This is a genomic window from Mesorhizobium sp. M0029, from assembly GCF_040323735.1.
Classification (GTDB): Bacteria; Pseudomonadota; Alphaproteobacteria; order Rhizobiales; family Rhizobiaceae; genus Mesorhizobium.
Genome location: NZ_JAMYVF010000009.1, coordinates 197238 through 222333 on the forward strand (window position 1 = coordinate 197238; position 25096 = coordinate 222333).

Genomic DNA, 25096 nt, shown 5'->3' on the forward strand with positions numbered 1-25096 from the left:
TATGAAACAGAACTACGTGTCCGTCGTTGTTGTCGCTTACGACATCGCCCGAGAACTGCCCCGAACCTTGCTTTCGCTCGCATCGCGCTATCAGCAACGCGTGACGACGGACGACTACGAGGTCATTGTCGTCGACAACGGATCATCACCTGCGGTTGGTGGGAGCCTGGTCGCGGAATATGGGCCGAACTTTCGCCTGCTGCGCATCGATGACGCGTCACCCTCGCCTGCGGCTGCCGTCAACCTCGGGATAAAGGAGGCGAGGGGAGACAAGATCGGCGTGATGATCGACGGCGCACGGATGGCGACGCCCGGGTTGGTGCATTTCGCTCGCATCGGGTTGGACATGGCTCCGACAGCAGTCGTGGCCGCGCCTGGCTGGTATCTTGGAAGCGACATCCAGGGGAACGCGTCCGGGAATGGCTATACCCGGGCCATCGAGGATTCGCTTTTGCGATCGATCAGATGGCCAGAAGATGGGTATCGATTGTTCGAGATCGGGACGATGGATGAGTCGTCGGTCGATCCGTGGTTCTCGCCGATAGCCGAAGCGAATGTCCTCTTCATGAGCCGGAAGGGCTGGCAGGCGATCGGCGGCATGGATGAGCGCTTCAGCTGTCCGGGGGGCGGCCTGGTCAACCTCGATACGCTCGAACGTGCGATGACGCTGTCGCAAGCACAGCTCATCCTCACTCTGGGAGAGGCTACATTTCACCAACTGCATGGCGGGGTGTCCACCAACGCAAGCGTCGACCAGCAGCGCAAGAACTGGATCGTCTGGAAGGCTGAAAGGGATGCGTTGAGGGGGGCAGGCGAGTTTACCCTTCACACCCCCTCGGCATTCGTGGGTTCGCTGCCTTCATCGCTTCTGCCGCACCTTGCCCGGGCGACAATTGCAAACCCATTCAGGGTCGCTCCAGCCACCGCCGCAGGCTTCAGGGCGCATTTGAGGCCGCCAGAAGAACGCGTGCCGGCGAACCAGACAGCGGCGACGCTGGTCGAGTTGGCCAAGGGTCAGTTTCAGTCGGGGCACTATCAGACGGCGGCAGACATCCTTCGCATGGCAAGCACGCATGCACCCGCCGAGCTTGCTGCGTCGCGACTTCTTTCTTCTGCCGGCATTCTTGCCCGACACGATCCAGTTCGAAACGCCGCCTATTTTACTGGGATCGGTGATGCGTACTTTGCCATCGGCGACAACGAAAGGGCTGAAGTCCAATACCGCAAAGCATTGGACCTCAACCCGGATACTGTGGGGGCCCATGTCGGCCTGGCCAGCACACGGATGGCCGGGCCTTTCTATTACGACTGGCTGGAGCGTCTTTACTCGGAGCTGGAACCCACTGTCGTGGTAGAGATAGGCGTCTGTGACGGCGTATCGCTCTCCAAGATCAAGCCTCCGGCTCTTGCAATCGGGATCGATCCCAATCCACGCGCCACGATGGCACTCAGCGCAGAAACGCACATTTTTCCAGAGACGAGTGACACCTTTTTTGATCGCGGCGGAGCGGATGCATTGCTAGCCGGCCGCCCGTTGGGTGTAGGGTTCATTGACGGTCTTCACACGTTCGACCAGGCATTGCGCGATTTTGCGAACCTCGAACACTACTGCGACCCTGGCTCGGTTTTGCTCGTGCACGACACTGTTCCCCTGGACGACACGACGCAAAAGGTTCCGCCGACAACGCAATTCCACACCGGCGATGTCTGGAAAATGGTTCCGGCGCTCAAGGCGCTTCGCCCTGATCTCGACGTGTTTACCATTGCAACGCCTTGGACCGGGCTCACCGTGGTATCCGGCTTTGGCAAGCTTAGATACGATCCTTCGTGGATTGTCCAAGCGGGAGAACGCTTTGCAAACATGGAATACACCGAGATCGCGGCAAATCTTGGGGAAGCGCTTTGCCTGGTTGCAAACGAATGGGAGCCGGTGTTTGCGCGGCTCAGGACCAACCTCGTCCATAAAAGGAGGAGACAGCCACAATCAGAGCAACTGGCGGTGGCAAAGTCCGACGCCAAGGAGGCTACGATGGGCGGGTTCTTGCATCAGTACTTTTTGAACAACAGCGGCAAAGAGATCTACAAATGGCTGCACTATTTCGACGTTTACGAACGTCACTTCGAAAGGTTCAGAAATCGAAGGCCGGTCGTCGTTGAAGTCGGCGTCTATAAGGGAGGATCACTCGAGATGTGGCGAGCCTATTTCGGCGAGGGCGCGCGAATTGTTGGAATCGATATCGATCCTGCATGCAAGGCGCACGAGTCCGGAGGCGTGGAGGTCTTCGTTGGAAGCCAGGATGACGCTCAACTCCTCGATCGGATCGTCGAGAAGTATGGTTCCATCGACATCGTCATCGATGACGGCAGTCACATGATGGATCATGTCATCGCGACATTTGAGCATCTCTACCATCATGTGCAGCCGAACGGCGTTTACTTGGTCGAGGACACGCATACGAGCTATTGGGAGGACTATGGTGGCGGGCTCCGCAGGCCCGGGTCGTTCATGGAATTTGCCAAGGGAAAGCTCGACGAAATCAACGCTCATCACGCGCGCGGCGCAATGCCGGCGAACGCCTTCACCCATGCAACAGACTCGATCTGTGTCTATGACAGTATTGTCGTCTTTGAAAAACGGCCGCAGGGCAAACGTCAGTCTCTCATGACAGGACAGGGGTAGGTCGAGTTCCGGCCATGCTGGTGTTCCCTCGGTTCTCACGTCGCCACGCCAATTTATCGATTCTGGCTTCGCGTTTTCGAGGGTCACTTCCCGAGAGCGCAAGGTTAGAACTTCTCATAACACCGCCGAAGCCGCCAGTCCTCTGCTGATCGCCCAGATGAAGCGTTCGCGCGCGACCAAATTCAATCTCTCCTGCGAGCCCAAAGAAGGATTTTTCGGATGAACAGAGGGATCATGCGGTTGTAGAATCGCTTTATCTCGGTCACAAAATTTGCCAGGACTGAAACTTCTTTGTCAATTGCGCGCAGCATGGTTTGGCTGGTTTCAGCGATGGCAGCGCGCGAATTGGATTCGCCGAGCATGATCTGGCGACTTTTGGCAATTTCAAGTTCGATCGACCCGACCTGCTCGCCCAGTTTCGTTAAAGAGGCGGCATTACCCTTCAGAATTTCGGTATTTGATTGCAACATCATCAGAAGCGCAGTTGGCTCTGGCGAATCTGGGCCATCCATGCAGCTCCTTTACAATGTGAAACCATCGCCTGCGCTGATGCTAGATACCAATCTCTTCAATCCAAGAGGCGGTCGCGAGGAATCGCGCGTCAAAGTTCGGTGCCTCGTCGGTTTGCATGGCCTGACTATAGATTCGAAGATGTTCCTCTACGAAATGCGCATCTCCCGCCACCCTTCGAAAATACGCAGAAACCGCTGCGGCATGGCCTGCATCGAATCTGGAGATCGCATCCATTAGATTCTCGACTGTCATGGGTTTGGCCAAAACACCGACGCCAAGATTCATTCGGCGCCACGCCTGCATGTTTGCGGTGTTGAGCAACCCCGCAAAGCCGCGTGCGTCGCAGACGACAACGGCACATCCCACTGCCGCCGCCTCGATTGCCATGCGGGCGGTCGCAAACACGATATCATAGCCAAGCAAATCCTGTTCGAGCTGATGCGAAAATCGGCCTGTGGCAGGCCCCAGTCCATCTAGCTCGATGCCATTTTTGGCGCAGGCCTGACGAACCGCCGCTTGGTGATCGAAGTTCTTCGTCAACAACAGCCCTCTTGCGGGCCGCGCAGGCAGTTGCGGGCGTTGTTTGAAGCGATTGAGATCAACCGCATTGTAGACGAGGCTTAGTTGGTCAGCGGGAATCCCCCTCGAAAGGCACTTAAGCCTACACGCTTCGTCTACGGCTATCCAATGGCGTATTTGAGGATGAAGAATAGGTGCTTCGACCTCATAGAAGGTACTTGTGGCATGAAAATACGGCAGGCACGTCCGGAAACCTGTCAGACAGCGTGTCAGGTGTTGGGCATGGACTACATCGGGCTTTTCGACGATTTCGGCAATCCGGTCTACAACATGATGCCCCCGCTGGCGCATTCTAAATGCCATATCGCCAAGAGTTGGGGCCAGCAGCATGGTATGATGCCCGCCACTGCGGAGCCCGTCAGCAAGCAATTCAACAACCGCTTCTGACCCGCTATTGCGGGATAGGGACAGATTGGTGATAAGAACCCGCAACGGCGTTCCTTGCTTGTTTCGCAACGTGCCTGCAAACGAGCGACAGGCACAAGAGCTATTGGAAGCGTCTTAGTTTGAAGCCGTTTTCCAAACAAGCTCTGCAAAATCTCGGAGGGAGCCATTGATTGTCTGAAAAGCTGGAAAATGTCTTGGTTCTCGCCCATCCGGGACATGAACTCAGGGTTTACCATTGGCTCGAGTGCGCACAACCCAGAGTCTACCTTCTGACAGACGGATCGGGCGGTCGCCAAACGGCGCGTACGCAGTACTCGCTCCACCTTGTGAAAGCTGCGGGCGCGACGCCGGGCGCAGTATTCGGCGATATTCCCGATGCCGTCTGGTACGAAGCTCTGCTGGCTGGAGAAACTGACTTCTTTGTTGATGTGCTGACGAAAATCGCCACCGATTTGGCAGGCGCGAAAAACGTTCAATTCGTGTCGGACGCGGTCGATGGCTACAACCCGATACATGACCTAGCCTATGCCTATGGACAGGCTCTCGCCGGAGCGCTGAAAAGGACAGCGAAAGTGGCACAGCACCTTTGCTCCGCAGCGGTTCCAAACGTGGCGGGACCTATTGGACTGGAAATGCAACTCGACCACGCTGCCCGAGCGAGAAAAATGGCCGCCGTCGAGAGCTATTCCCCGCTCGCCGATGAGGCCCATAGAATAGTCGAACGGGACCCCCAATGTTTCGACAGGGAACGTCTCATTTCCCAGCATTTTGATTGGGAGGGCTCATGGGCACCAGAATGGGAAGTGATTGGCAAAGAGCGGGTCGCCGCTGGCATCTACCGCAGATGCATTACTTATAAGGACAATGTACAGCCTATTGCCAAGCGCCTGAAGTTTGAAGGTACTCGCATCTTGCACGCGGGATGATCTAGCCGGAAGCAGCGCCTTAACCACACGCACATCCAAAAAACCGCTGGCGATGCCCTCAACTCCGCGCTATGCGATACAGGGCGGCGGGCGGAGGATTTGGCACATTAAGACACGTGGTCGGTGACGGATGACAGTCAATCTGGCGCCACTTTATGCATAAGTCCTTGCGCCTGGAGTTCAGTACTACCCAATGACATCCTATGTAGAGGTCGTGTCCGGACTTCGGCCGAAGATGCGGCGCGCCATTATAATGATCCAGGACCTGGTCATGGTCCTGGTCGCGGTGGCGCTGAGTCTGGGGCTTTCGCAGTCGAGACTTTCATTCGACGCGCTCTCCACGGCCGGCCTGGCGTGCTGGGCAAGTATTGTTTTTCTCAGCCATATGCTGTTTCGCTATTGCGGCCTCTACAACACCGTGTGGCGTTTCGCCTCCACGCCGGACTTCTTCAACATCCTGAAGAGCTGCGCCATCCTGACCGTCACGCTCTATGTCGTCTCGCTGGCGGTTCGATCGTTTCAGCCGGTGACCGGCCTCAACGAGCGCCAGTTCATCGTCTTTTTCCTCGTCTCCTTCACCATCATATCGGCGCCTCGGCTCTATTACCGCTTCCTGCGCGACGGGGCGAGCTGGCGAATCCTGAGCCGCAACGCAAACAATGGGGCGATCAAACAAGCGCTGTTCGTCGGCAGGCTTGGCGAAGCAGACGTCATCATCCGCTTCACACGCACGGCCGAGCCGGCCGAATATTCCATCGCCGGCATCATGGCCATCGAGAACGGCGCGCCGTTGGGCACGCAGATACAGGGCGTTCCGGTGGTGGCCGTGCGGCCCCGCCTGGTTGAGGTCCTCGAAGAATATGCAAGAGGCACCAAAAGCCTCGACATGCTGATTTTCGGCAATGGCACCGAACGCGAGATCGAGGAATATTCGGAACTGGTCCGTGTCGCCCGTCACAGCGGTATCGCCGTCGTCCAATTCTCCGGCGTTTCGGAGCTCGGCCAAGGCGGAAAGCTGGTACTCGACGCTGTCGAGATGGAAACCATCCTGCGCCGCTCCACAGTTGCTTCGGATATTGAGCGGATCGGCGGCTTTATCGGTGGCAAGCGCGTCCTGGTCACCGGCGGCGCCGGCTCAATCGGTCGCATCCTGGTCAAGCGGTCGCTGGAACTTGGCGCCGAGGCGGTTCTGGTCGCCGATATCTCGGAGTTCGGTATTTTCCAGCTCGACCAGCAGGTTGACGAAAAGGACCATGTCCGGCTCAAGAGCCGCATCGTCGATGTCACAGACCGGCGCCAGATCACCCGCGTCGTCAGCGATTTCAAGCCCGACATCATCTTCCATGCCGCCGCGCTCAAACATGTGCCGCTGCTCGAGGAAAATTGGGAATCGGCGATCCAGACCAACATTTTGGGCACCCTCGTCTGCGCCGAGGTTGCCGCCAAATGCGGGGTGCCGCAGTTCCTGTTGATTTCCAGCGATAAGGCGGTCGATCCGACCTCGGTGCTCGGTATGACGAAACGCGCCGCCGAGCAGATCGTCTCTTCGCTGCACGAAACGCACGCCACCGGGCCCAGCGGCCGTCGCTCCGGCACCAAGTTCATCGCCGTGCGGTTCGGCAACGTCTTCGGCTCCAATGGCTCGGTCGCCACCATCTTCCAGGCGCAGATCGAGGCCGGCGGTCCGGTCACCATCACCGATCGCCGCATGACCCGCTACTTCATGACGGTGGCCGAAGCCGTCGACCTCGTCATCATGTCGGCGGCCGACGCCGAGCGGCGCCAGGGCAAGGACGACTACGCCATCTACATGCTCGACATGGGCAAGCCGGTGCCGATCCTCGAAGTCGCTGAAACCATGATCCGCATGGCCGGCAAAAGCCCCTACACCGACATTCCGATCCGTTTCACCGGGATCAGGCCGGGCGAGAAGCTTCACGAGGTGCTGCATGGCGGCAATGAGGAGATCGTCGCGCTGGATATCCCCAAGATCTTCGGCCTCAGGACCGATGTCGTGGGATGGCCCAAGGTCCAGGCGGCGCTGACATTGCTGCAGGCGGCCATGCGCGATCAGGACAAGGCCTCGGCGCTCGCCGTCATGGCCGGCCTCTATCAGGCGGAAGAGCCTCCAAGTGACGCACGCCGGGAAACCGTTGCGAAAACAGTCGGGCAAGCTGGTTAGAGCAATTCCAGGAAAAGTGTGGAGCGGTTTTCCGTCCGGGATTGCGTCAAAACAAAGAGCCTGTCCTGATCGACCGGGATTGGCTATTGAAACCGATCCGATGGCCGTTGCCAGGCGTTTGCAGATGATTTTGAACCAGTGAGCAGACAAGATCAGCGCGTGGCCGTGCTGCTGGGCACGAAAGATGGCGCGGCTTTCCTTGACGAGCAGCTCGCGTCGCTGGCTGCGCAATCGCATCCTGTTGTCGACCTCTGGGTTTCCGACGACGGTTCGACAGACGGCACTTCGGCCATTATCGGCGCCTGGCAGAGCCGCTGGTCCAAGGGCCGGTTGACCCTGTCGAATGGTCCTCGCCAAGGCTTTGCCGCCAATTTCCGCGCGATGATCATCGATCCGCGCATCGAGGCCGACTACTACGCCTTCTGCGACCAGGACGACATCTGGGAGCCGGACAGGCTGGAGAGCGCCATTGCCTGGATGCAAGGGCACGACGCCGGAACGCCGCTGCTGTTTTGCTCCAGAACCGCGACCATGTCCGAAACCGGAGCAGCGCAAGGGTATTCGCCGCTGTTCCAGCATCCACCCGCATTTCGCAATGCGCTTGTGCAAAGCATTGCCGGCGGCAACACGATGATGATCAATCGCGCCGCGCGAAAGTTGCTGGCAAAGGCATCGGCAAGGACCGAGTTCGTCAGCCATGACTGGTGGACCTATCTGATCGTCACGGCTGCCGGCGGCATTGTCCGCTATGACCCGCGACCGCTGGTGCGCTACCGCCAGCATGAGGCAAACCTGGTCGGCGCCAACGTGTCGTGGAAGGCGAGGCTGTCGCGGCTGGGGCGCCTGTTCAGGGGCGAGTTCGCCGTCTGGACCGATCACAATCTGAGCGGCCTGGCGGTCAATCGCGACATCCTCTCGAGGGATGCCGCCGCCTGTCTCGGCCTGTTCATCAGGGCACGAAAGGGCGGTATCCTGCGACGCCTGCACCTTCTCAGGAAAAGCGGCGTCTACCGGCAGACGCTGGCTGGGACGCTTGGGCTCTATCTGGCCTTCATCTGGCGGCGGATCTAGAGCATGCAGACACGGCCATGAGGGAACCCAAGCGAGCTTTCGACCTGGCGGTGGCGGCGCTGCTGCTGCCACTGGCCTCGCCTTTCGTCCTGCTTGCCATGCTGGCAATCAGGACGACGTCGCCTGGACCGGCACTCTTCTCTCAAACCCGTGTCGGCCAGCACGGGGTGCCGTTTGCCTGCCACAAGCTGCGCACGATGGTTGTGGGAACGCCGTCTCTGCCCTCGCATCAGGCGCCGGCAATTTCCGTCACTGCCGTCGGCAAGGTGCTGCGGAAATTCAAGATCGACGAGCTGCCGCAGCTCTGGAACGTGCTCAAGGGCGAGATGAGCCTGGTTGGGCCGCGTCCATGCCTGCCCACGCAAACCGAATTGATCGAACGCCGCAGGCAATTGGGTGTGCTTGCCGCACTTCCGGGCATTACCGGGCTGGCACAGATGAAAGGCATCGACATGTCGGATCCGAAACTCTGCGCCGAAACGGATGCCGAATATCTCAGGGGAGCCTCGATCGGACTCGACGTCAAAATCCTGCTTGGCACAATCTACCGGACCTGACGGGCCTGTCGTGCAAGTTCCTCAATCCGGCCGAGCGTGTCGGTTTCCGGCATCCAGCCTTCCGAGATCAGCAGTGACGGGTCGCAAATCTGTGTCGCCATGGAAGCGTCGTACGCTGCTTTTCTGCCAAGCAGTGTGGCGAACAGCCTGAATGGCCAGGCCGGCACAGGAACGAGCCGGGTCGGAACGTCGTATCCGTGCCTGAATGCAGTCAAGATTTCGAACATCGCAACGGGGGAAGCATCGCCCAGGACATAGGTCGGGCGCGGTGGCGTGGGACGAGTCAAAAGATGCGCCACGGCGCCAGCCACCGCGTCGCGCGATATCAGCGAACGAACTGCGGTGAAAGCGCCTAAGGGCAATGGTAAGGCAATGGCGGCAGCCCGCATCATTCCACGCAGGTTTCCCTTCATGCCTTCGCCATAGACCGGCGGCAGGCGCAGCGCCGTGGCATCGGAGGGCCTGGACGCATAGGCTTCCAGTGTCTTGATCTCGCCTTCGCGTTTCGAGCGCCCGTAGGCGCATTGCGGGGCAGGGGGCGTCGCCTCGCTGATCGTTCCGCTGAAACCGGGACCGGCTACTGCCCGGATCGACGACAGATAGATGAAGCGCCCGCTTGTCCGCGAGGCGGCCGCGCGCGCCAGCTGCGCGGTCAGTGTCGCGTTGGCTGCCATGAAGTCGGCTTCGCTCGCCTTGCGGTCATTGTTGAGCGCCGCACAGTGGACGACATGGGTGATATCTCGCATCAGCGCCTGGTATGCCTGGGCCGGTGCGTCGAAGTCCGGCAACAAAACCGCATCGCTCACGGGATCGAGCCGTTCCGGGTGGCGCGATGCCATGCGCACCCCGAACCCGGCTTCGCGCAGCTGGTTGACGACCTGCCTGCCGATGAAACCCGTCGCGCCTGTGACCAGCACTTTCACGGCCGGCTTGCCTGGGGCGCCGGGGCCGGTGCCTGTTGTTCCGGCAGCATTTGTTGCCGGCCCGATGCAAGATATGTCCCGGACACCAGGAACACCATCAGTGTGGCATCGAGGATGTCGTGGCCGACCAGGATGCCGGTCAGGCCGCCGATGAGGTAGGTGATCGCAGTGACGACAATCATCGTGGCGCCGAACCGCTCGATCGCGTCCGTGCTGGTGCGCAGCACGATGGCCGCGTTTCTCGCGGCAACGAAGAACACAGCCGCGAGCGTTACGGCTCCAAGCAGCCCGGCCTCCACCAATGCAGTCAGGAAGCCATTGTGAAAATGGCTGAAGCCCGTGGACGGCATGTGGAACTGATTGTGGAATCCATCCTTTATCAGCTCACGGCTTGCAGCAATGCCGTGACCGAAAATCGGCATGTCGTGGAAGGCGCTCAGCCCAATCTGCCAAAGTGCTGCGCGCAAGCCGAGCGCGGTCGTGTGGTCGCCCTTCGTGGCGAGCGCATCCCAGTCGCTGAACAGGAAGGCCGCGCGCTCGGAAATGATGGGGAGACCAATGACCGCGATGACGATGCCGATCGCGCCCGCAATCAGCAAAAGCCGAATGGCGTTTCTGTTGTTGAGCTTGCGACGGTTGATCAGCAGGACCGCGATGCCGGCCACCAGCATCGCCAGCCAGATGATCCGCGATCCCGAATAGACAATGGCGACCGCGCCGGCCAGTGTCGCGCAGGCCAGCAACGCCCTGTTCTTTTCGACACCCGATAAGGCGCCTGCCAGGCACATCATCATGCTGAGGCAGGCGACGGTCGCGAACACGATCGGATTGCCGGCGCCGCCTTCGGCCCGTATGCCCAGCCCGTGATATTGCACGACCGCCAGCAGCAGGGCGCCAAAACAGGCGGCGGCGCTCGCCAGCACGACGATGCGCGTCAGCGTGGTTTTCTCGGTAATGCTCCAGGTCGCGTATGAGACAGGGAAAAACAGGAAGGTGATCAGCCCTGCCAGATGCGGCGCATCCCTGGCGATCGAATTGTTGACGATGGAGGCGAGCACGCTGGCTGCGCAATAGGCATAGATGGCCACCGTCATCGCGGTCATCGGCCGGTCGATGTTGAAACGCCGTCTTTTCAGCGCAAGCAGAAGCACCGACCACAGGCCGCCGCCATTGAACAAAAAGCTGACCGCCGATCCCAGTACCGGCGGGAAAAAGAAACACAAAATGGAGAAGGTGACGTTGATCCGTGACGGCGAAACGTGCTGCTTGATGGCGGAGATCGGGGTCAATGCTCTGGTTCACAATGCGCTGGGTCGCGTGGCGACGGACAATGTTTGGCGGCGGCATTTGCGGCATGCCGCCCGGCGCAGGTTCAGGAGCCGGTATAGCGGCTGGGTGCGGTTTTCGAAAGTGCGACGAGGTCGGGCCGGCGTTTCTTTCGGTCCAGGCAAGATTTTTCCCGGCCTTTGAATGCTATCGCTCCGTCGGGCAGGAATTTTCGGATTCTAGGCTTTTCATGGAAAATTCGTTGCCGATCGGTGTGGCCGCCGGCCTTTCCAGCGTTGTTATATCAGGTGGCGATCTGCTAGAACGCCGGCACGAACCGATAGTGTCCAGCAGTGAAGCTTGAACCGGGCGGCTGAAAAGGACGCCCGATCCATCTGATGCAAGGTCTGGATTGCACGAGAGAACGCTCACAGTCCATGAACATCGCGCTTACGCACCTGCAGCGGCTCGAGGCCGAGTCCATCCACATCTTCCGTGAGGTTGCCGCCTCCTTCTCCAAGCCGGTGATGCTCTATTCCGTCGGCAAGGATTCCTCCGTGCTGATGCATCTGGCGATGAAGGCCTTCTATCCGGCCAAGCCGCCTTTCCCCTTCCTGCATGTCGACACCACCTGGAAGTTCCGCGAGATGATCGCCTTTCGCGACCAGATGGCGCAGAAGCTCGGCTTCGACCTGCTGGTCCACGTCAATGAAGACGGCGTGCGCGACGGTATCAACCCCTTTGACCATGGCTCGAACACCCACACCCATGTCATGAAGACGGTGGCGTTGCGCCAGGCGCTCGACAAATACGGCTTTGACGCTGCCTTCGGCGGGGCTCGGCGCGACGAGGAGAAGTCGCGCGCCAAGGAGCGCATCTTTTCCTTCCGCAACGCCCAGCATGTCTGGGACCCGAAGAACCAGCGGCCGGAGATGTGGAAGATCTTCAACACCCGCATCGCGCCGGGCGAATCGATCCGCGTGTTTCCGCTGTCGAACTGGACCGAGCTCGATATCTGGCAGTACATTCTGCAGGAAAACATCCCGATCGTGCCGCTCTATTTCGCCAAGGAGCGGCCGGTGGTCGAACGCGACGGCATGCTGATCATGAAGGATGACGATCGCATGCAATTGCGCCCCGGTGAGACGATGGAGAACCGTCTGGTGCGTTTCCGCACGCTCGGCTGTTATCCGCTGACCGGCGCCATCGAATCCGACGCCGACACGCTCGAAGCCATCGTCGGCGAGATGCTGACGGCGCGCACCTCCGAGCGCCAGGGCCGCCTCATCGACCGCGATGAAGCCGGCTCGATGGAAAAGAAGAAGCGCGAGGGATATTTCTGAGCATGCGCCATATCCTGGCCAAGAGCCTCGCTCCCACCGACGGCGTGCGCGAATACATGGCGGCGCAGGAAAAGAAGTCGCTGCTGCGCTTCCTCACCTGCGGCTCGGTCGACGACGGCAAGTCGACGCTGATCGGCCGTCTTCTGTCCGACACAAAGCAGATCTTCGAGGACCAGCTCGCCGCACTCGAGCGCGATTCCCGCAAGCACGGCACCACCGGCGACGACATCGACTTCGCGCTTCTGGTCGACGGCCTCGAGGCCGAGCGCGAGCAAGGCATCACCATCGACGTCGCCTACCGCTTCTTCGCCACGCCCAAGCGCAAGTTCATCGTCGCCGACACGCCCGGCCACGAACAGTACACCCGCAACATGGCGACCGGCGCATCGACTGCCGATCTCGCCATCGTGCTGATCGATGCGCGCCAGGGTGTGCTGCGCCAGACCCGGCGCCACTCGATCATCGCTTCGCTGCTCGGCATCCGCCATATCGTGCTTGCCGTCAACAAGATCGACCTCGTCGATTTCGACCAGGCGGTGTTCGACCGTATCGTCGAGGATTACCGGCAGTTCTCGCACGAGCTCGGCTTCCAGACGATCGTGCCGATCCCGATGTCGGCCCGCTATGGCGACAATGTCACCAGCCGCTCCGCCAAGACGGCGTGGTATTCCGGCCCGTCGCTGATCGAGCATCTCGAAACCGTATCGGTCGACGAGGCCGCGGTCGAACTGCCGTTCCGGTTTCCGGTGCAGTATGTCAACCGGCCCAATCTCGACTTCCGCGGCTTTGCCGGCACCATCGCGTCCGGCTCCGTCGCGCAGGGCGACGAGGTGGTGGTCGCCAAATCCGGCAAGGCCTCGCGGGTCAAGCGCATCGTCGCGCAAGGCGGCGATCTTGCCCAGGCGGTGGCCGGCCAGGCCATCACCCTTGTGCTCGATGACGAGGTCGAGGTCTCCAGAGGCAACATGCTGGTGTCGCCGGCGGCACGGCCGCAGGTCGCCGACCAGTTCGCCGCCAACATCGTCTGGTTCGACGAGGCAGCGCTGCTGCCGGGACGCTCCTATATACTGCGCACCGAGACCGACCAGACCAGCGCCACCGTCACCGACCTGAAATACCGCGTCAACGTCAACGACTTCGCTCGCGAGGCGGCGAAGTCGCTCGAGATGAACGAAGTCGGCATCTGCAATATCTCGACCCGGGCGCCGATCGCCTTCGACACCTTCGCCGACAACCGCGATACCGGCGCCTTCATCCTGATCGACCGCATCACCAATGCCACGGTCGGCGCCGGCATGATCCTGCATTCCTTGCGCCGCGCCGAAAACATCCATTGGCAGTCGCTCGATGTCGGCAAGCGCGGCCGCTCCGACCTCAAGAGCCAGCGCCCCGCCGTATTCTGGTTCACCGGTCTTTCCGGCTCGGGCAAGTCGACCATCGCCAATCTGCTTGAGAAGAAGCTGTTCGCTTCGGGGCGTCACACCTACATTCTCGACGGCGACAATGTCCGCCACGGCCTCAACCGCGATCTCGGCTTCACCGACGCCGATCGGGTCGAAAACATCCGCCGTGTCGCCGAAGTGGCAAAGCTGATGGCCGATGCCGGGCTGATCGTCATCGTCTCCTTCATTTCCCCCTTCAGCGCCGAGCGGCGCATGGCCAGGGAGTTGATGGCCGACGGCGAGTTCGTCGAAGTGTTCGTCGATACGCCGTTCGAGGAATGCGCCCGACGCGACCCGAAAGGCCTTTACGCACGGGCGCTGAATGGCGAGATCAAGAACTTCACCGGCGTCGATTCCCCGTATGAAGCTCCCGAAAATCCCGAAATCCATCTCAAGACACTCGGCAAGACGGCCGAGGAGATGGTAGAGGCTCTGGAACACTGGCTGAATGAGCGCGACATTGCCGAAGACCAATATGACAGCGGCGGCGGCATCTGACGACGAAGTGATGCTCGACGTGTTCGAGCGCCTGGCGCTCGAAGCCGGACGCGAGGTGATGCGGGTCTTCAAGGCCGGCTGCGCGGTCGACAGCAAGTCGGACTCCTCGCCGGTCACGGAAGCCGACCGCGAGAGCGAGACGATCATCCTCGCCGGCCTGCGTGCGGCCTATCCCGATATTCCCTGCGTGGCCGAGGAAGAGGTCGCCGAAGGCATTGTGCCGCCCGATCTGGATGGCGCCTTCTTCCTGATCGATCCGCTCGATGGAACGAAGGAATTCGTCAACCGCCGGACCGATTTCACCGTCAACATCGCGCTTGTCCGGCACGGCGTGCCGGAGATCGGCGTCGTCTTCGCACCGTGCAGCGGGCGGTTCTTCTCTGGACGGCCGGGCTGGGCCGAAGCAATCGAGGTCGATGGCGACTTCCGTATCGTCGGCCGCCGGCGGATTTCGGTTAGGAGGGCGGTCACGCCGCTGGCGGTCGTTGCCAGCCGCTCGCACAACACCCCGGAGACCGAAGCCTTCATCAAGGATCTCGGCGCCGCCGAGATCGTCTCGGTCGGCTCATCGCTGAAATTCTGCCTGCTCGCCGCAGCCGAAGCCGACATCTATCCGCGCTTCGGCCGCACCATGGAATGGGACACGGCGGCCGGCGACGCCGTACTGCGCGCCGCCGGCGGCATGACGCGCACGCTGGACGGCGAGCCGCTCACCTATGGCAAGCGCAAACAGAGCGACGACGAGGATTTCGCCAACCCGCATTTTATTGCGAGCGGGAAGGCGGCGGACGCGGCGTAACTTACGCCGCCGCTACATGCGCCGAGTTCGAGCCAATGTAGTTGCGGATCGTCTCGATGATGCGGTCCTGGTCGGCTTCGCTGAGATAGGGATGCATCGGCAGGCACAGGATGCGCTTCGGCAGTTCCTCCGAAACCGCAAGCCCGGTCGGCGTGCGTGGATAGTCGCGATAGGCGACCTGCTCGTGCAGCGGCTTCACATAATAGATCACCGAAGGGATGCCCTTTTCGCCGAGATGCGCCCTCAACCCGTCGCGCTTCGGCGTCTCGACGGCGTATTGCGCCCAGGCCGAGCGGCCACCGCCCAGATTGCGTGACGTCTTGACGATGTCGCCGAGACCTTCGGCGTAGCGCTTGGCCACCACCTGGCGGGCGACCATCTCGTCTTCGAGGATGGCGAGTTTCTCGATCAGGATCGCCGCCTGGATCGTGTCGAGGCGTGAATTGATGCCGACGCGGACATTGTCATACTGCGTCTCGCCCTTACCGTGGAACGCAAACGAGCGCAGCTGGTCGGCCAGCGCGTCGTCATTGGTGAACATCGCGCCGCCATCGCCGTAGCAGCCCAGCGGCTTGGCCGGATAAAAGCTGGTCGAGCCGACATGGCCGAAGGCGCCGCACATTGTGCCGTCGGCCGAACCGCCGATCGACTGCGCCGCATCCTCGATCACCAGCAGCCCTTCGCGCTTGGCAATCGCCATGATCGCGTCGTAGTCGGCGGCAAGCCCGAACAGATCGACGGGAATGATCGCCTTCGGCTTCAGCCGGCCTTCCTTCTGGATCATGGCGATCGCCGCCTCGAGGCTGGCGATGTCGATGTTGTAGGTTTCGGCGTCGACATCGACGAACACCGGTTCGGCCTTGGCAAGCGCCACCACTTCCGCCGTCGCGGCAAAGGTGAAGCTCGGCACGAACACCGCGTCGCCGGGGCCGATACCGGCGGCAAACAGCGGCAACAGCAGCGCGTCGGTGCCGTTGGCGCAGGCCACGACATGCTTGGTGCCGATATAGGCTGCGAGCTTGTTTTCGAATTCGGTGACTTGCGGCCCGAGGATATAGCGGCCTTCCTCGACGACATTGTCGATCGCGGCCTTCAGCCGGTCGCGGATACGTTCGCGCTGCGCGCCAAGATCGATGAATTGCATGTCGGCCTCAAAACGGTGTGGTGCGGGCCGCCCCAACGACACGCACAGAAACAACAACTTAACCGGGCCGCTGGTACCAGAGTTGGGCCGGTCTAGAAAGCCGGACCGGCCGCGGGACGGGTTGTCTAGGTGTCGCAGCCTGTTACTTCAGGCTTTCCCTGCATTGCCGCAAGATGCCGGAAATCCGGGCTTCGCCGCCTATTAATCCGGCTGATTCAGTCCGTCTTTCGGGCTCGCGGAAACATAAAGTGATCGGCTGCTTGCAGCGGCTGGCGGCGGACTAAGCGTGGATCAGGCGATTTCGTGCCGCCAGGGCGGGTTGGCGCCGGCCCGCGACACGGTCACCGCCGCCGCTTTGGCGCCGAGGGCCAGCGCCTGACGGATGGCGTCCTCCGAAAGGCCGCCGATCCCGACCTTGGTGAGCAGGCCTTGCTCGTGCAGCGAGGCCAGAATGCCGGCATTGAAAGTGTCGCCGGCGCCGACCGTGTCGACCACCTCCACCTTATGCGGCATCACCGTGACCTTGTGATCCCTGCTGTAGCCGACTGCGCCTTCGCTGCCATGGGTGACGACGATCAGCTTGGGGCCCCGATCGAGCCAATTGCGGATGACGTCGTCATGCGAGCCGGCCTCGCCGAACCAGTGCAGATCCTCATCCGATAGCTTCACGATGTCGGCCATCGCCATCATCGAGCGGATGCGCCGGAGGTGCTTGGCTTTGTCGGGGATGAAGTTCGGCCGGATGTTGGGGTCGAGCATCATGACGCGGCGTTGGTGCTCGCGTTTCATGAATTCTTCGTAGGCAGCACCCGCCGGATCCGAAATCAGGCTGATAGCGCCAAACAGCATGGCTTCGATCTCGGCGCCGAGTTTCGGCAGATCCTCTGTCGTCAGCATGCGCCCGGCGGTGTTTTCGTCGTAGAAAGTGTAGGTCGCCTGGCCGTTGGTGAGCCGCACGAAGGCGAGCGTGGTCGGGCGAGGGGAGGTGTGCGCATAGGTGGAGCTGACCTTGCTTGCGCCGAGCGCCTCGCGGAACTGGCCGCCGAACAGATCCGACGACAGGCCGGAAAAGAAACCGGCGGGCGCGCCGAGGCGGCCAAGCGCGATCGCCGTGTTGAACACCGCGCCGCCGACATAGGGCGCAAAGGCCGGCTCGCCTTGTGTCGTGGTGCGCGGCAGCATGTCGATCAGGGCTTCGCCGCAGCAGAGGATCATGATTTCTTGTTCTCCGGCGGATAGATCACGCCCTTGCGGATGATGATGTTGGCGTAGAGCCGGGGTTCGCTGGTCCCGACGATCGCATATGCCGACCGGACGCGTGCATAGAAGTCGGCGCCCGCCAGCGCAACCACCTTGCGGCCCGGCGCGCGCCTGGTGCAGATCGTTTCGATTTCATGGTGGACCGGATCGGCGACCGAGGGATCGCCTTTGACCGAGGCACGAAACAGCGCTTCCGGCACGAAATCATCCACCGGCAGAACGCTCAAAATGGCGTCAAGCACCGGTATGAGGTGAAGACCGTCGGCGCGGATCAGCCGGTTTGCCTGTTCTTCCGCCGGATAGTTGCCGTCGACAAGCGCGATCTCGTCGCCATGGCCCATGGCGCGCAATGTCGCCAGAAGCTCCGGACCGAGCAGCGACGGAATACCGATCAGCATTCAGGTGCTCCGGGAAATGGTGGTCGAACCGATGAGGAAGCGTTCGGACAGCGGCAGGCTGGCGCCGCCCAGCGCCCGGGCATGGATGCCGACGGTGCCTTCGCGCACCACCGGAAGCTTCAGGCCCTCGCCGTCAATGGTGTCGATCGCCTGCCTGACGGCATCGACGAGCCGGCGGCGTACGGCGAGCGGCATCCAGCCATCGATCACCGCGGCCTCGAAATCGATCACCGAGGACGCCGCGACAATCGCGTAGGCAAGCGCCTGCGAGGCGGTGGCAATCCAGTCGTCCAGATCGGCGCCGATCTCGCCCCATTCCTGCGGCGAGGTCCAGAGATAGGAGCCGTCAATGCCGCGTGCGTTAAGCGCCTTTTCCAGCATGGCGATCGAGGCGACGTCGATGAGCTGCGTCGGCTTGCCGTCTGGTCCCGGCACCGGCATCGAACCCAGCGCCCCGGCATTGCCTGTCGGTCCGCCAAAAAGCCGGCCATTGAGCACGATGCCGCCGCCGGCAAAGGCGCCGATGTAGAAATAGACGAAGTCGCGCGCGCCGCCGGTCTGGCCGAACACCAGTTCGGCGCCGCAGGCCGACGTCGCGTCGTTCTGCAAATAGACCGGGAATTCGCATTGCGACTGGATGTCGGCGCGGATGTCGCGGTGGCGCCATTCGTCCATGATATCGCGCGGCGCACCTGCCGTGTCGGCCCAGTTCCACAGTTCGAACGGCATGGCGATGCCGAGCCCGGCAATGCGCTTGTCCTGCGCAGGTGTCAGTTCGGCGCGCATCGTCTTCATGCCTTCGGTGACGAACTCAACCGTCTCGCGCGGCGCCGGATAGCGGTAGGAGTGCTGCAGCATGGAACGCACAGTTCCGAGGAAATCGATCAGCACCAGTTCGGCGCTGCGGCGGCCGATCTTGAGGCCGATGAAGAAGGCGCCTTCGGGGTTCAGCGCCATCGGGATGGAGGGCTGGCCGATCTTGCCGCGCAACGGCGCCTGGCGCAGCAGCAGGCTGTCTTCCTCCAGTTCGCGCATGATGACCGAGACGGTCTGCGCTGAAAGCCCGGTCATGCGCGCAATGTCTGATTTGGCCAGGCTGCCATGCTGGCGAACCAGCGACAGCACCAGCCGCTCATTGTGGTCGCGCATGCCGCTCTGGTTGGTGCCACGGTGGAGACGGCTGGCGGCCGCCTCGGGCGAACCGTGCCTTGCAATGCCGGTCTCCACCCTTGTTCCTTCCCTTGGTTTATTCTTACTGCTTTTGCGGCAGAATGAGTGAACCACGCAAAGCTGTCAATAATAAATAAGAGTGATTTAATTATTGACAGGCGGCTCCCGCTGGTGTCATTTGAGGGCGCGTCCACACTGGGAGAACTTCAGTGGATGCGCTCGAGATGCCGGTTGGCGGCATCCGCATGGTTCCATGGGAGGAAGATCGTGACCAAAGCATTATTGAAGTCCACCGTGTTCGCCGCGGCGGGCCTCGGCCTGATGGCGTTTGCTTCGACAGCATCGGCCGCCGGCGTCGGCGCCTGCCTGATCACCAAGACCGACACCAACCCCTTCTTCGTCAAGATGAAGGAGGGCGCGACCGCCAAGGCCAAGGAACTTGGCGTCGACCTCAAGACCTATGCCGGCAAGATCGACGGCGACAGCGAGAGCCAGGTGGCGGCGATCGAAAGCTGCATCGCCGACGGCGCCAAGGGCATCCTGATCACCGCGTCCGACACCAAGGGCATCGTGCCGACGGTGAAGAAGGCGCGTGACGCCGGCCTGCTGGTGATCGCGCTCGATACCCCGCTGGACCCGATCGATGCCGCCGACGCGACCTTCGCGACGGACAATCTGGAAGCCGGCAAGCTGATCGGCGCCTGGGCAGCCGCGACCCTCGGCGACAAGGCCAAGGACGCCAAGATCGGCTTCCTCGACCTGACCCCCTCACAGCCGACCGTGGATGTGCTGCGCGACCAGGGCTTCATGATGGGCTTCGGCATCGACGTGAAGGATCCCAACAAGATCGGCGATGAGGACGATGCCCGCATCGTCGGCCACGACGTCACCAACGGCAATGAAGAAGGCGGCCGCAAGGCGATGGAAAACCTTCTGCAGAAGGACAACTCCATCACCGTCATCCACACCATCAACGAGCCCGCCGCTGTCGGCGCCTACCAGGCGCTCAAGGCGGTCGGTCTCGAAAGCCAGGTGCTGATCGTCTCGGTCGATGGCGGCTGCCCCGGCGTGAAGTCGGTGACCGAAGGCGTCATTGGCGCCACCTCGCAGCAATACCCGCTGCAGATGGCGGCACTCGGCATCGAGGCGATCGCCGCCTTCGCCAAGGACGGCGCCAAGCCGAAGCCGACCGAAGGCAAGAACTTCTTCGACACCGGCGTCAACCTCGTCACCGACAAGCCGGCCAATGGCGTGAAGTCGATCGACACCAAGGAAGGCCTCGCCAAGTGCTGGGGCTGATGGCTGCCTGACAGCCAGCGACAAGCTGACGGCCGGGGGCTTGATCCCCGGCCGCTTCGGGTGGACGATGCGTCACGCGAATAATCCCGGCAGCAGACCGGACAGGCGCGAGCGGGTATCGGCATGGAGCTGAAGCCCAGGGGAGGAAACATGGCTCAAGCACAGGAATTCGAGAAGGTTCTCTCGAGCAGCGACACAAGCGTTGCCGCCTTTGACGAGCACAAATCGGCCGTCAAGCGCATCCAGCATTTCCTGCACTCCACGCCGGCGGCGGTGCCGCTGATTGTGCTGGTCCTGTCGATCGTAATTTTCGGCATCGCCATTGGCGGGCGTTTCTTCTCATCCTATACGCTGACGCTGATCCTGCAGCAGATCGCCATCGTCGGCATCCTCGGTGCCGCGCAGACACTGGTCATCCTGACCGCCGGCATCGACCTGTCGATCGGCGTGATCATGGTGATTTCGGCCGTGATCATGGGCAATTGCGCGGTCAGCTACGGCATGCCGGCCGTGCTCGCAGTGCCCATCGGGCTTGCCGCCGGCGCAGCCTGCGGCCTGCTCAACGGTTTGCTGGTCGCCTACATGAAGCTGCCGCCGTTCATCGTCACGCTCGGCACCTGGAACATCGTCATGGCGACCAACTTCATCTATTCGGCCAACGAGACGATCCGCGATACCGACGTCGACGCCCAGGCGCCGCTGCTGCATCTCTTTGCCCTGAGTTTCAAGATCGGCACGGCGGTGCTGACACTGGGCGTCATCGCCACGGTCGTGCTCGTTTTGATCCTCTGGTACGTGCTCAATCACACCGCCTGGGGCCGCCACGTCTACGCCGTTGGTGATGATCAGGAGGCGGCGAAGCTGTCTGGCATCCAGACCAAGAAGGTGTTGATGACGGTCTACACCCTTGCCGGGTTGATCGCAGCTTTCGCTGCCTGGGTTTCCATCGGCCGCAACGGCTCGATCTCACCGTCAGCCGCCGTCACCGACTACAACCTTCAGGCGATAACTGCGACGGTGATCGGCGGCATTTCACTGTTCGGCGGGCGCGGCTCAATTCTGGGCACGCTTTTCGGCGCGATGATCGTCGGTGTCGTCTCGATGGGCCTCAACATGCTGGGCGCCGATCCGCAATGGAAGGTGCTGCTCACCGGTGTGCTGATCATCGGCGCCGTGGCGATCGACCAATGGATCAGAAAGGTTTCGGCATGACCGTGGAACCCATCCTCACCGCGCGTGGCCTGATCAAGCGCTATGGCCGCGTCACCGCCCTCGATAATGCCGACTTCGACCTCTACCCAGGCGAAATCCTGGCCGTCATCGGAGACAATGGCGCCGGCAAATCATCGCTGATCAAGGCGATTTCCGGCGCCGCCGTGCCCGACGAAGGCGAGATCCGTCTTGAAGGCAAAGCTGTCGCTTTCAAATCGCCCATGGAGGCGCGCGAGGCGGGCATCGAGACGGTCTACCAAAACCTGGCTTTGTCGCCGGCTCTGTCGATCGCCGACAACATGTTCCTCGGCCGCGAGATCCGCAAACCCGGCTTCCTCGGCGACTGGCTTCGTATGCTCGACCGGCCCGCAATGGAAAAGCGCGCCCGCGACAAGCTGACCGAGCTTGGGCTGATGACCATCCAGAACATCAGCCAGGCGGTGGAAACGCTGTCGGGTGGCCAGCGTCAGGGCGTGGCGGTGGCGCGCGCCGCCGCTTTCGGCAGCCGTGTGGTGATCATGGATGAGCCGACCGCGGCACTCGGCGTCAAGGAGAGCCGCCGCGTGCTGGAACTGATCCTCGACGTCAAGAAGCGAGGCCTGCCGATCGTGCTGATCTCGCACAACATGCCGCATGTCTTCGAGGTTGCCGACCGCATCCATATCCATCGGCTGGGTCGCCGCCTCTGCGTCATCGATCCCAAGCAATATACCATGTCCGACGCCGTCGCCTTCATGACGGGAGCGAAGGTTCCGCCGGAGGCTGCACTCGCTGCCTGATCCGCTCGACGGATAAATTGCCGCAGGGGAACTGGCGGCATGCTGGTCTAAATCGATTGAACGTATGTTGCGATGCACTAGGATAGGCTGGGACTGAGAGCGAAAGCCGGTATGATCGCAGCACGATCACGAGAGGCAGTATGACGCGAACAATGACAGCCAAAGCCCCCGATCTCGAAATACCCGATCCCAAGACGCTGGCCGACGAAGTCTTGCTGGCTCTCAAATACCGGGTCGGCAAAGGCACCTCCGTTGCCACGCAATATGATTGGCTGACAGCCTCGATCAAGGTCGTGCGCGACCGCATCGTCGATCACTGGATGCAGGCGACGCAGGAGGCCTACGCCCAGCAGGAAAAGCGCGTCTATTACCTGTCGCTCGAATTCCTCATCGGCCGGCTGATGCGCGATGCCTTCTCCAATCTAGGCCTGATGGACAATATGCGAGAAGCGCTCAAGTCGCTGGGCGTCGACCTCGACCTCATCGCCGGGCTCGAACCGGATGCGGCGCTCGGCAATGGCGGTCTCGGCCGGCTCGCCGCCTGCTTCATGGAAAGCATGGCGACCGTCGACATTCCCGCGCATGGCTACGGCATCCGCTACGCCAACGGTATGTTCCGCCAGGAGATCCATGACGGCTGGCAGGTCGAACTGCCCGAAACCTGGCTCGACCACGGCAACCCGTGGGAGTTCGAGCGCCGCGAACGCGCCTTCGAAGTCGGCTTCGGCGGCTCGGTGGAATCGATCACCTCCAAGGATGGCCGGCTCGAACGTCACGTCTGGAAGCCAACCGAGCATGTCCAGGCCGTCGCCTACGACACGCCGGTCGTCGGCTGGCGCGCCAACCGCGTCAACACGCTGCGGCTTTGGTCCGGCATGCCGATCGATCCGATCCTGCTCGACAAGTTCAACGCCGGCGACCACATCGGCGCGCTGGCCGAAAGCAACAAGGCCGATGCCTTGTCGCGTGTGCTTTACCCCGCTGATTCCCACAAGGCCGGCCAGGAACTGCGGCTGCGGCAGGAATATTTCTTCTCCACCGCGTCGCTGCAGGACATCGTCCAGCGCCATCTCAGCCAGTATGGCGATCTCGCCTCGCTGCCCGACAAGGCGGCGATCCATCTCAACGACACCCATCCGGCGATCGCCGTGCCGGAGCTGATGCGCCTGCTGATGGACGTCCACGGCATGGATTTCGACCAGGCCTGGGACATCACCAAGCGCACCTTCGGCTACACCAACCACACGCTGCTGCCAGAGGCGCTGGAAAGCTGGCCGGTGCCGCTGTTCGAGCGGCTTTTGCCGCGCCACATGCAGATCGTCTACGCCATCAATGCGCAGGTGCTGCTTGAGGCGCGCGCCACCAACCAGTTCTCAAACGAGCAGATCAGCCGCATCTCGCTGATCCAGGAAAATGGCGACCGCCGCGTGCGCATGGGTAACCTGGCCTTTGTCGGCTCGCACTCGATCAATGGCGTGTCGGCGTTGCACACCGAGCTGATGAAGGAGACGGTGTTTGCCGATCTCCACAAGCTCTATCCCGATCGCATCAACAACAAGACCAACGGCATCACGCCACGGCGCTGGCTGATCCAGTGCAATCCAGGCCTCACCGCGCTCACCCGCGCGGCGATCGGGGACCGTTTCCTCGACGACATCGACGCCATCAAGGGGCTCGAAGCCTTTGTCGGCGACTCCGCCTTCCGCGACAAGTTCGCCGCCGTCAAGCGCTCCAACAAGGTCAAGCTCGCCAATCTGGTCGCCGACCGGCTCGGCATCAAGCTCGACCCGTCGGCGCTGTTCGACATCCAGGTCAAGCGCATCCACGAATACAAGCGCCAGCTGCTCAACATCCTGGAAGCTATCGCGCTCTACGACCAGATCCGCTCGCATCCCGAGCTGGACTGGATGCCACGCGTCAAATTTTTCGGCGGCAAAGCGGCGCCCAGCTACCACAATGCCAAGCTGATCATCAAACTGGCCAACGACGTCGCCAAGGTCATCAACAGCGACCCGTCGGTGCGCGGGCTGCTGAAAGTGGTGTTCGTGCCGAACTACAATGTCAGCCTGGCCGAGGTGATGATGCCGGCCGCCGACCTGTCCGAGCAGATTTCGACTGCCGGCATGGAGGCGTCGGGCACCGGCAACATGAAGTTCGCGCTGAACGGCGCCTTGACCATCGGCACGCTCGACGGCGCCAATGTCGAGATCAAGGAATGCGTCGGCGACGACAACATCTTCATCTTCGGCCTGAGCACGGCGGAAGTCGCCGAGCGGCGCAGCAATGGCTACAACCCGCGCGCCGTGATCGAGGGCTCCCCTGAATTGGCGCAGGCTGTTGCCGCAGTATCGTCGGGCGTGTTCTCGCCCGACCAGCCGGATCGCTACCGCGAGCTGGTCGACGGTCTCTACAACAGCGACTGGTTCATGGTGGCGGCGGATTTCGACGCCTATGCCGCCGCCCAGCGCGATGTCGACGCCGTCTGGCGCAACAGCCCCGATTGGTACGCGCGCGCGATCCGCAACGTTGCCCGCGTCGGCTGGTTCTCTTCCGATCGCACGATCCGCCAATATGCGAAAGAAATCTGGAACGTGCCCACCTGATATGATTGCATGAGGCCACGACAATGGGTCTTGTGCACAAGAACTGGTTCCCAGGGAGGGACACC

The 25096-nt window shown here is 61.6% G+C and carries 21 protein-coding genes; 13 read left to right on the forward strand and 8 right to left on the reverse strand.

What is annotated here, in order from left to right; translation table 11 throughout:
* Position 1 precedes the first annotated feature (1 nt).
* Positions 2-2680, forward strand: a complete 2679-nt coding sequence (locus NKJ76_RS17335; RefSeq protein ID WP_084013503.1) for a class I SAM-dependent methyltransferase — start codon at positions 2-4, stop codon at positions 2678-2680.
* A 182-nt stretch (positions 2681-2862) separates the two neighbouring features.
* Here the strand turns inward: NKJ76_RS17335 and NKJ76_RS17340 are convergent, their stop codons facing one another.
* Together NKJ76_RS17340 and NKJ76_RS17345 are read right to left on the reverse strand one after the other, a co-directional pair.
* Positions 2863-3192 carry a hypothetical protein gene (locus NKJ76_RS17340; RefSeq protein WP_245261128.1) on the reverse strand — a complete coding sequence of 110 codons (330 nt, stop codon included), beginning with the start codon at positions 3190-3192 and terminating at the stop codon, positions 2863-2865.
* A 40-nt stretch (positions 3193-3232) separates the two neighbouring features.
* A complete protein-coding gene (locus NKJ76_RS17345; RefSeq protein WP_352537960.1) occupies positions 3233-3733 on the reverse strand; it encodes a hypothetical protein in 501 nt (166 codons plus the stop codon).
* 261 nt (positions 3734-3994) lie between these two features.
* Here NKJ76_RS17345 and NKJ76_RS17350 point away from each other — a divergent pair, with 261 nt between their 5' ends.
* From NKJ76_RS17350 to NKJ76_RS17370, 5 genes are all read left to right on the forward strand, one after another.
* Positions 3995-4159 (forward strand): hypothetical protein, encoded by a 165-nt coding sequence (locus tag NKJ76_RS17350; protein ID WP_023705484.1) that lies wholly within the window; start codon positions 3995-3997, stop codon positions 4157-4159.
* Positions 4160-4329: 170 nt separating this feature from the next.
* Positions 4330-5085 carry a hypothetical protein gene (locus NKJ76_RS17355; protein ID WP_352537961.1) on the forward strand — a complete coding sequence of 252 codons (756 nt, stop codon included), beginning with the start codon at positions 4330-4332 and terminating at the stop codon, positions 5083-5085.
* 193 nt (positions 5086-5278) lie between these two features.
* Positions 5279-7267, forward strand: coding sequence for a UDP-N-acetylglucosamine 4,6-dehydratase (locus NKJ76_RS17360; protein WP_352537962.1), 1989 nt, complete (start codon positions 5279-5281; stop codon positions 7265-7267).
* 138 nt (positions 7268-7405) lie between these two features.
* The gene (locus tag NKJ76_RS17365) at positions 7406-8338 is read left to right on the forward strand and encodes a glycosyltransferase family 2 protein (protein WP_023692749.1); all 933 of its coding nucleotides are present in this window, start codon (positions 7406-7408) and stop codon (positions 8336-8338) included.
* 17 nt (positions 8339-8355) lie between these two features.
* Positions 8356-8895, forward strand: coding sequence for a sugar transferase (locus NKJ76_RS17370; protein WP_023670714.1), 540 nt, complete (start codon positions 8356-8358; stop codon positions 8893-8895).
* Here NKJ76_RS17370 and NKJ76_RS17375 read toward each other — a convergent pair.
* Both NKJ76_RS17375 and NKJ76_RS17380 read right to left on the reverse strand, forming a co-directional pair.
* Positions 8883-9818: an NAD-dependent epimerase/dehydratase family protein gene (locus NKJ76_RS17375; RefSeq protein WP_352537963.1), complete on the reverse strand. Its 936-nt coding sequence runs from the start codon at positions 9816-9818 to the stop codon at positions 8883-8885. The genes NKJ76_RS17370 and NKJ76_RS17375 overlap by 13 nt on opposite strands.
* Positions 9815-11107: an O-antigen ligase family protein gene (locus NKJ76_RS17380; RefSeq protein ID WP_031355661.1), complete on the reverse strand. Its 1293-nt coding sequence runs from the start codon at positions 11105-11107 to the stop codon at positions 9815-9817. The genes NKJ76_RS17375 and NKJ76_RS17380 overlap by 4 nt, the downstream gene beginning before the upstream one ends.
* Before the next feature lie 414 nt (positions 11108-11521).
* Here NKJ76_RS17380 and cysD point away from each other — a divergent pair, with 414 nt between their 5' ends.
* The 3 genes from cysD to cysQ are packed head-to-tail and all read left to right on the forward strand — an operon-like array spanning position 11522 to position 15166.
* Complete coding sequence (gene cysD / locus NKJ76_RS17385; RefSeq protein WP_023670717.1) at positions 11522-12427, forward strand: sulfate adenylyltransferase subunit CysD; 906 nt, start codon at positions 11522-11524, stop codon at positions 12425-12427.
* Positions 12428-12429: 2 nt separating this feature from the next.
* On the forward strand, positions 12430-14367 hold the full coding sequence (gene cysN / locus NKJ76_RS17390) for a sulfate adenylyltransferase subunit CysN (RefSeq protein WP_352537964.1): 1938 nt from the start codon (positions 12430-12432) through the stop codon (positions 14365-14367).
* Positions 14368-14377: 10 nt separating this feature from the next.
* Entirely contained in the window at positions 14378-15166 is a 789-nt protein-coding gene (cysQ, locus tag NKJ76_RS17395) for a 3'(2'),5'-bisphosphate nucleotidase CysQ (RefSeq protein WP_031196090.1), read from the forward strand.
* A 1-nt stretch (position 15167) separates the two neighbouring features.
* Here cysQ and NKJ76_RS17400 read toward each other — a convergent pair whose 3' ends face one another.
* The 4 genes from NKJ76_RS17400 to NKJ76_RS17415 form a co-directional block, all read right to left on the reverse strand.
* Complete coding sequence (locus tag NKJ76_RS17400; protein ID WP_352537965.1) at positions 15168-16310, reverse strand: DegT/DnrJ/EryC1/StrS family aminotransferase; 1143 nt, start codon at positions 16308-16310, stop codon at positions 15168-15170.
* Positions 16311-16601: 291 nt separating this feature from the next.
* Positions 16602-17525 carry a carbohydrate kinase family protein gene (locus NKJ76_RS17405; RefSeq protein WP_352537966.1) on the reverse strand — a complete coding sequence of 308 codons (924 nt, stop codon included), beginning with the start codon at positions 17523-17525 and terminating at the stop codon, positions 16602-16604.
* Positions 17522-17968 (reverse strand): RbsD/FucU family protein, encoded by a 447-nt coding sequence (locus NKJ76_RS17410; RefSeq protein ID WP_023684581.1) that lies wholly within the window; start codon positions 17966-17968, stop codon positions 17522-17524. The genes NKJ76_RS17405 and NKJ76_RS17410 overlap by 4 nt, the downstream gene beginning before the upstream one ends.
* Positions 17969-19195 (reverse strand): ROK family transcriptional regulator, encoded by a 1227-nt coding sequence (locus NKJ76_RS17415; protein ID WP_352537967.1) that lies wholly within the window; start codon positions 19193-19195, stop codon positions 17969-17971. It abuts the gene before it with no gap.
* A gap of 264 nt (positions 19196-19459) precedes the next feature.
* Here NKJ76_RS17415 and NKJ76_RS17420 point away from each other — a divergent pair, with 264 nt between their 5' ends.
* From NKJ76_RS17420 to NKJ76_RS17435, 4 genes are all read left to right on the forward strand, one after another.
* Positions 19460-20437 carry a sugar ABC transporter substrate-binding protein gene (locus NKJ76_RS17420; RefSeq protein ID WP_081725578.1) on the forward strand — a complete coding sequence of 326 codons (978 nt, stop codon included), beginning with the start codon at positions 19460-19462 and terminating at the stop codon, positions 20435-20437.
* A 150-nt stretch (positions 20438-20587) separates the two neighbouring features.
* Positions 20588-21649: an ABC transporter permease gene (locus NKJ76_RS17425; RefSeq protein WP_023670725.1), complete on the forward strand. Its 1062-nt coding sequence runs from the start codon at positions 20588-20590 to the stop codon at positions 21647-21649.
* Positions 21646-22428 (forward strand): ATP-binding cassette domain-containing protein, encoded by a 783-nt coding sequence (locus NKJ76_RS17430; protein ID WP_023670726.1) that lies wholly within the window; start codon positions 21646-21648, stop codon positions 22426-22428. Before NKJ76_RS17425 ends, NKJ76_RS17430 begins: the two co-directional genes overlap by 4 nt.
* A 140-nt stretch (positions 22429-22568) precedes the next feature.
* On the forward strand, positions 22569-25031 hold the full coding sequence (locus NKJ76_RS17435; protein ID WP_352537968.1) for a glycogen/starch/alpha-glucan phosphorylase: 2463 nt from the start codon (positions 22569-22571) through the stop codon (positions 25029-25031).
* Positions 25032-25096 lie beyond the last annotated feature (65 nt).

Coding starts and splice junctions, on each gene's coding strand:
- NKJ76_RS17410 (WP_023684581.1), bottom strand. CDS start 17,968: ATGCTGATCGGTATTCCGTCGCTGCTCGGTCCGGAGCTTCTGGCGACA.
- NKJ76_RS17425 (WP_023670725.1), top strand. CDS start 20,588: ATGGCTCAAGCACAGGAATTCGAGAAGGTTCTCTCGAGCAGCGACACA.
- NKJ76_RS17435 (WP_352537968.1), top strand. CDS start 22,569: ATGACGCGAACAATGACAGCCAAAGCCCCCGATCTCGAAATACCCGAT.
- NKJ76_RS17400 (WP_352537965.1), bottom strand. CDS start 16,310: ATGCAATTCATCGATCTTGGCGCGCAGCGCGAACGTATCCGCGACCGG.
- NKJ76_RS17370 (WP_023670714.1), top strand. CDS start 8,356: ATGAGGGAACCCAAGCGAGCTTTCGACCTGGCGGTGGCGGCGCTGCTG.
- cysD (WP_023670717.1), top strand. CDS start 11,522: ATGAACATCGCGCTTACGCACCTGCAGCGGCTCGAGGCCGAGTCCATC.
- NKJ76_RS17340 (WP_245261128.1), bottom strand. CDS start 3,192: ATGGATGGCCCAGATTCGCCAGAGCCAACTGCGCTTCTGATGATGTTG.
- NKJ76_RS17350 (WP_023705484.1), top strand. CDS start 3,995: ATGGACTACATCGGGCTTTTCGACGATTTCGGCAATCCGGTCTACAAC.
- NKJ76_RS17430 (WP_023670726.1), top strand. CDS start 21,646: ATGACCGTGGAACCCATCCTCACCGCGCGTGGCCTGATCAAGCGCTAT.
- NKJ76_RS17420 (WP_081725578.1), top strand. CDS start 19,460: ATGGCGTTTGCTTCGACAGCATCGGCCGCCGGCGTCGGCGCCTGCCTG.
- NKJ76_RS17335 (WP_084013503.1), top strand. CDS start 2: ATGAAACAGAACTACGTGTCCGTCGTTGTTGTCGCTTACGACATCGCC.
- NKJ76_RS17360 (WP_352537962.1), top strand. CDS start 5,279: ATGACATCCTATGTAGAGGTCGTGTCCGGACTTCGGCCGAAGATGCGG.
- cysN (WP_352537964.1), top strand. CDS start 12,430: ATGCGCCATATCCTGGCCAAGAGCCTCGCTCCCACCGACGGCGTGCGC.
- NKJ76_RS17405 (WP_352537966.1), bottom strand. CDS start 17,525: ATGATCCTCTGCTGCGGCGAAGCCCTGATCGACATGCTGCCGCGCACC.
- cysQ (WP_031196090.1), top strand. CDS start 14,378: ATGCTCGACGTGTTCGAGCGCCTGGCGCTCGAAGCCGGACGCGAGGTG.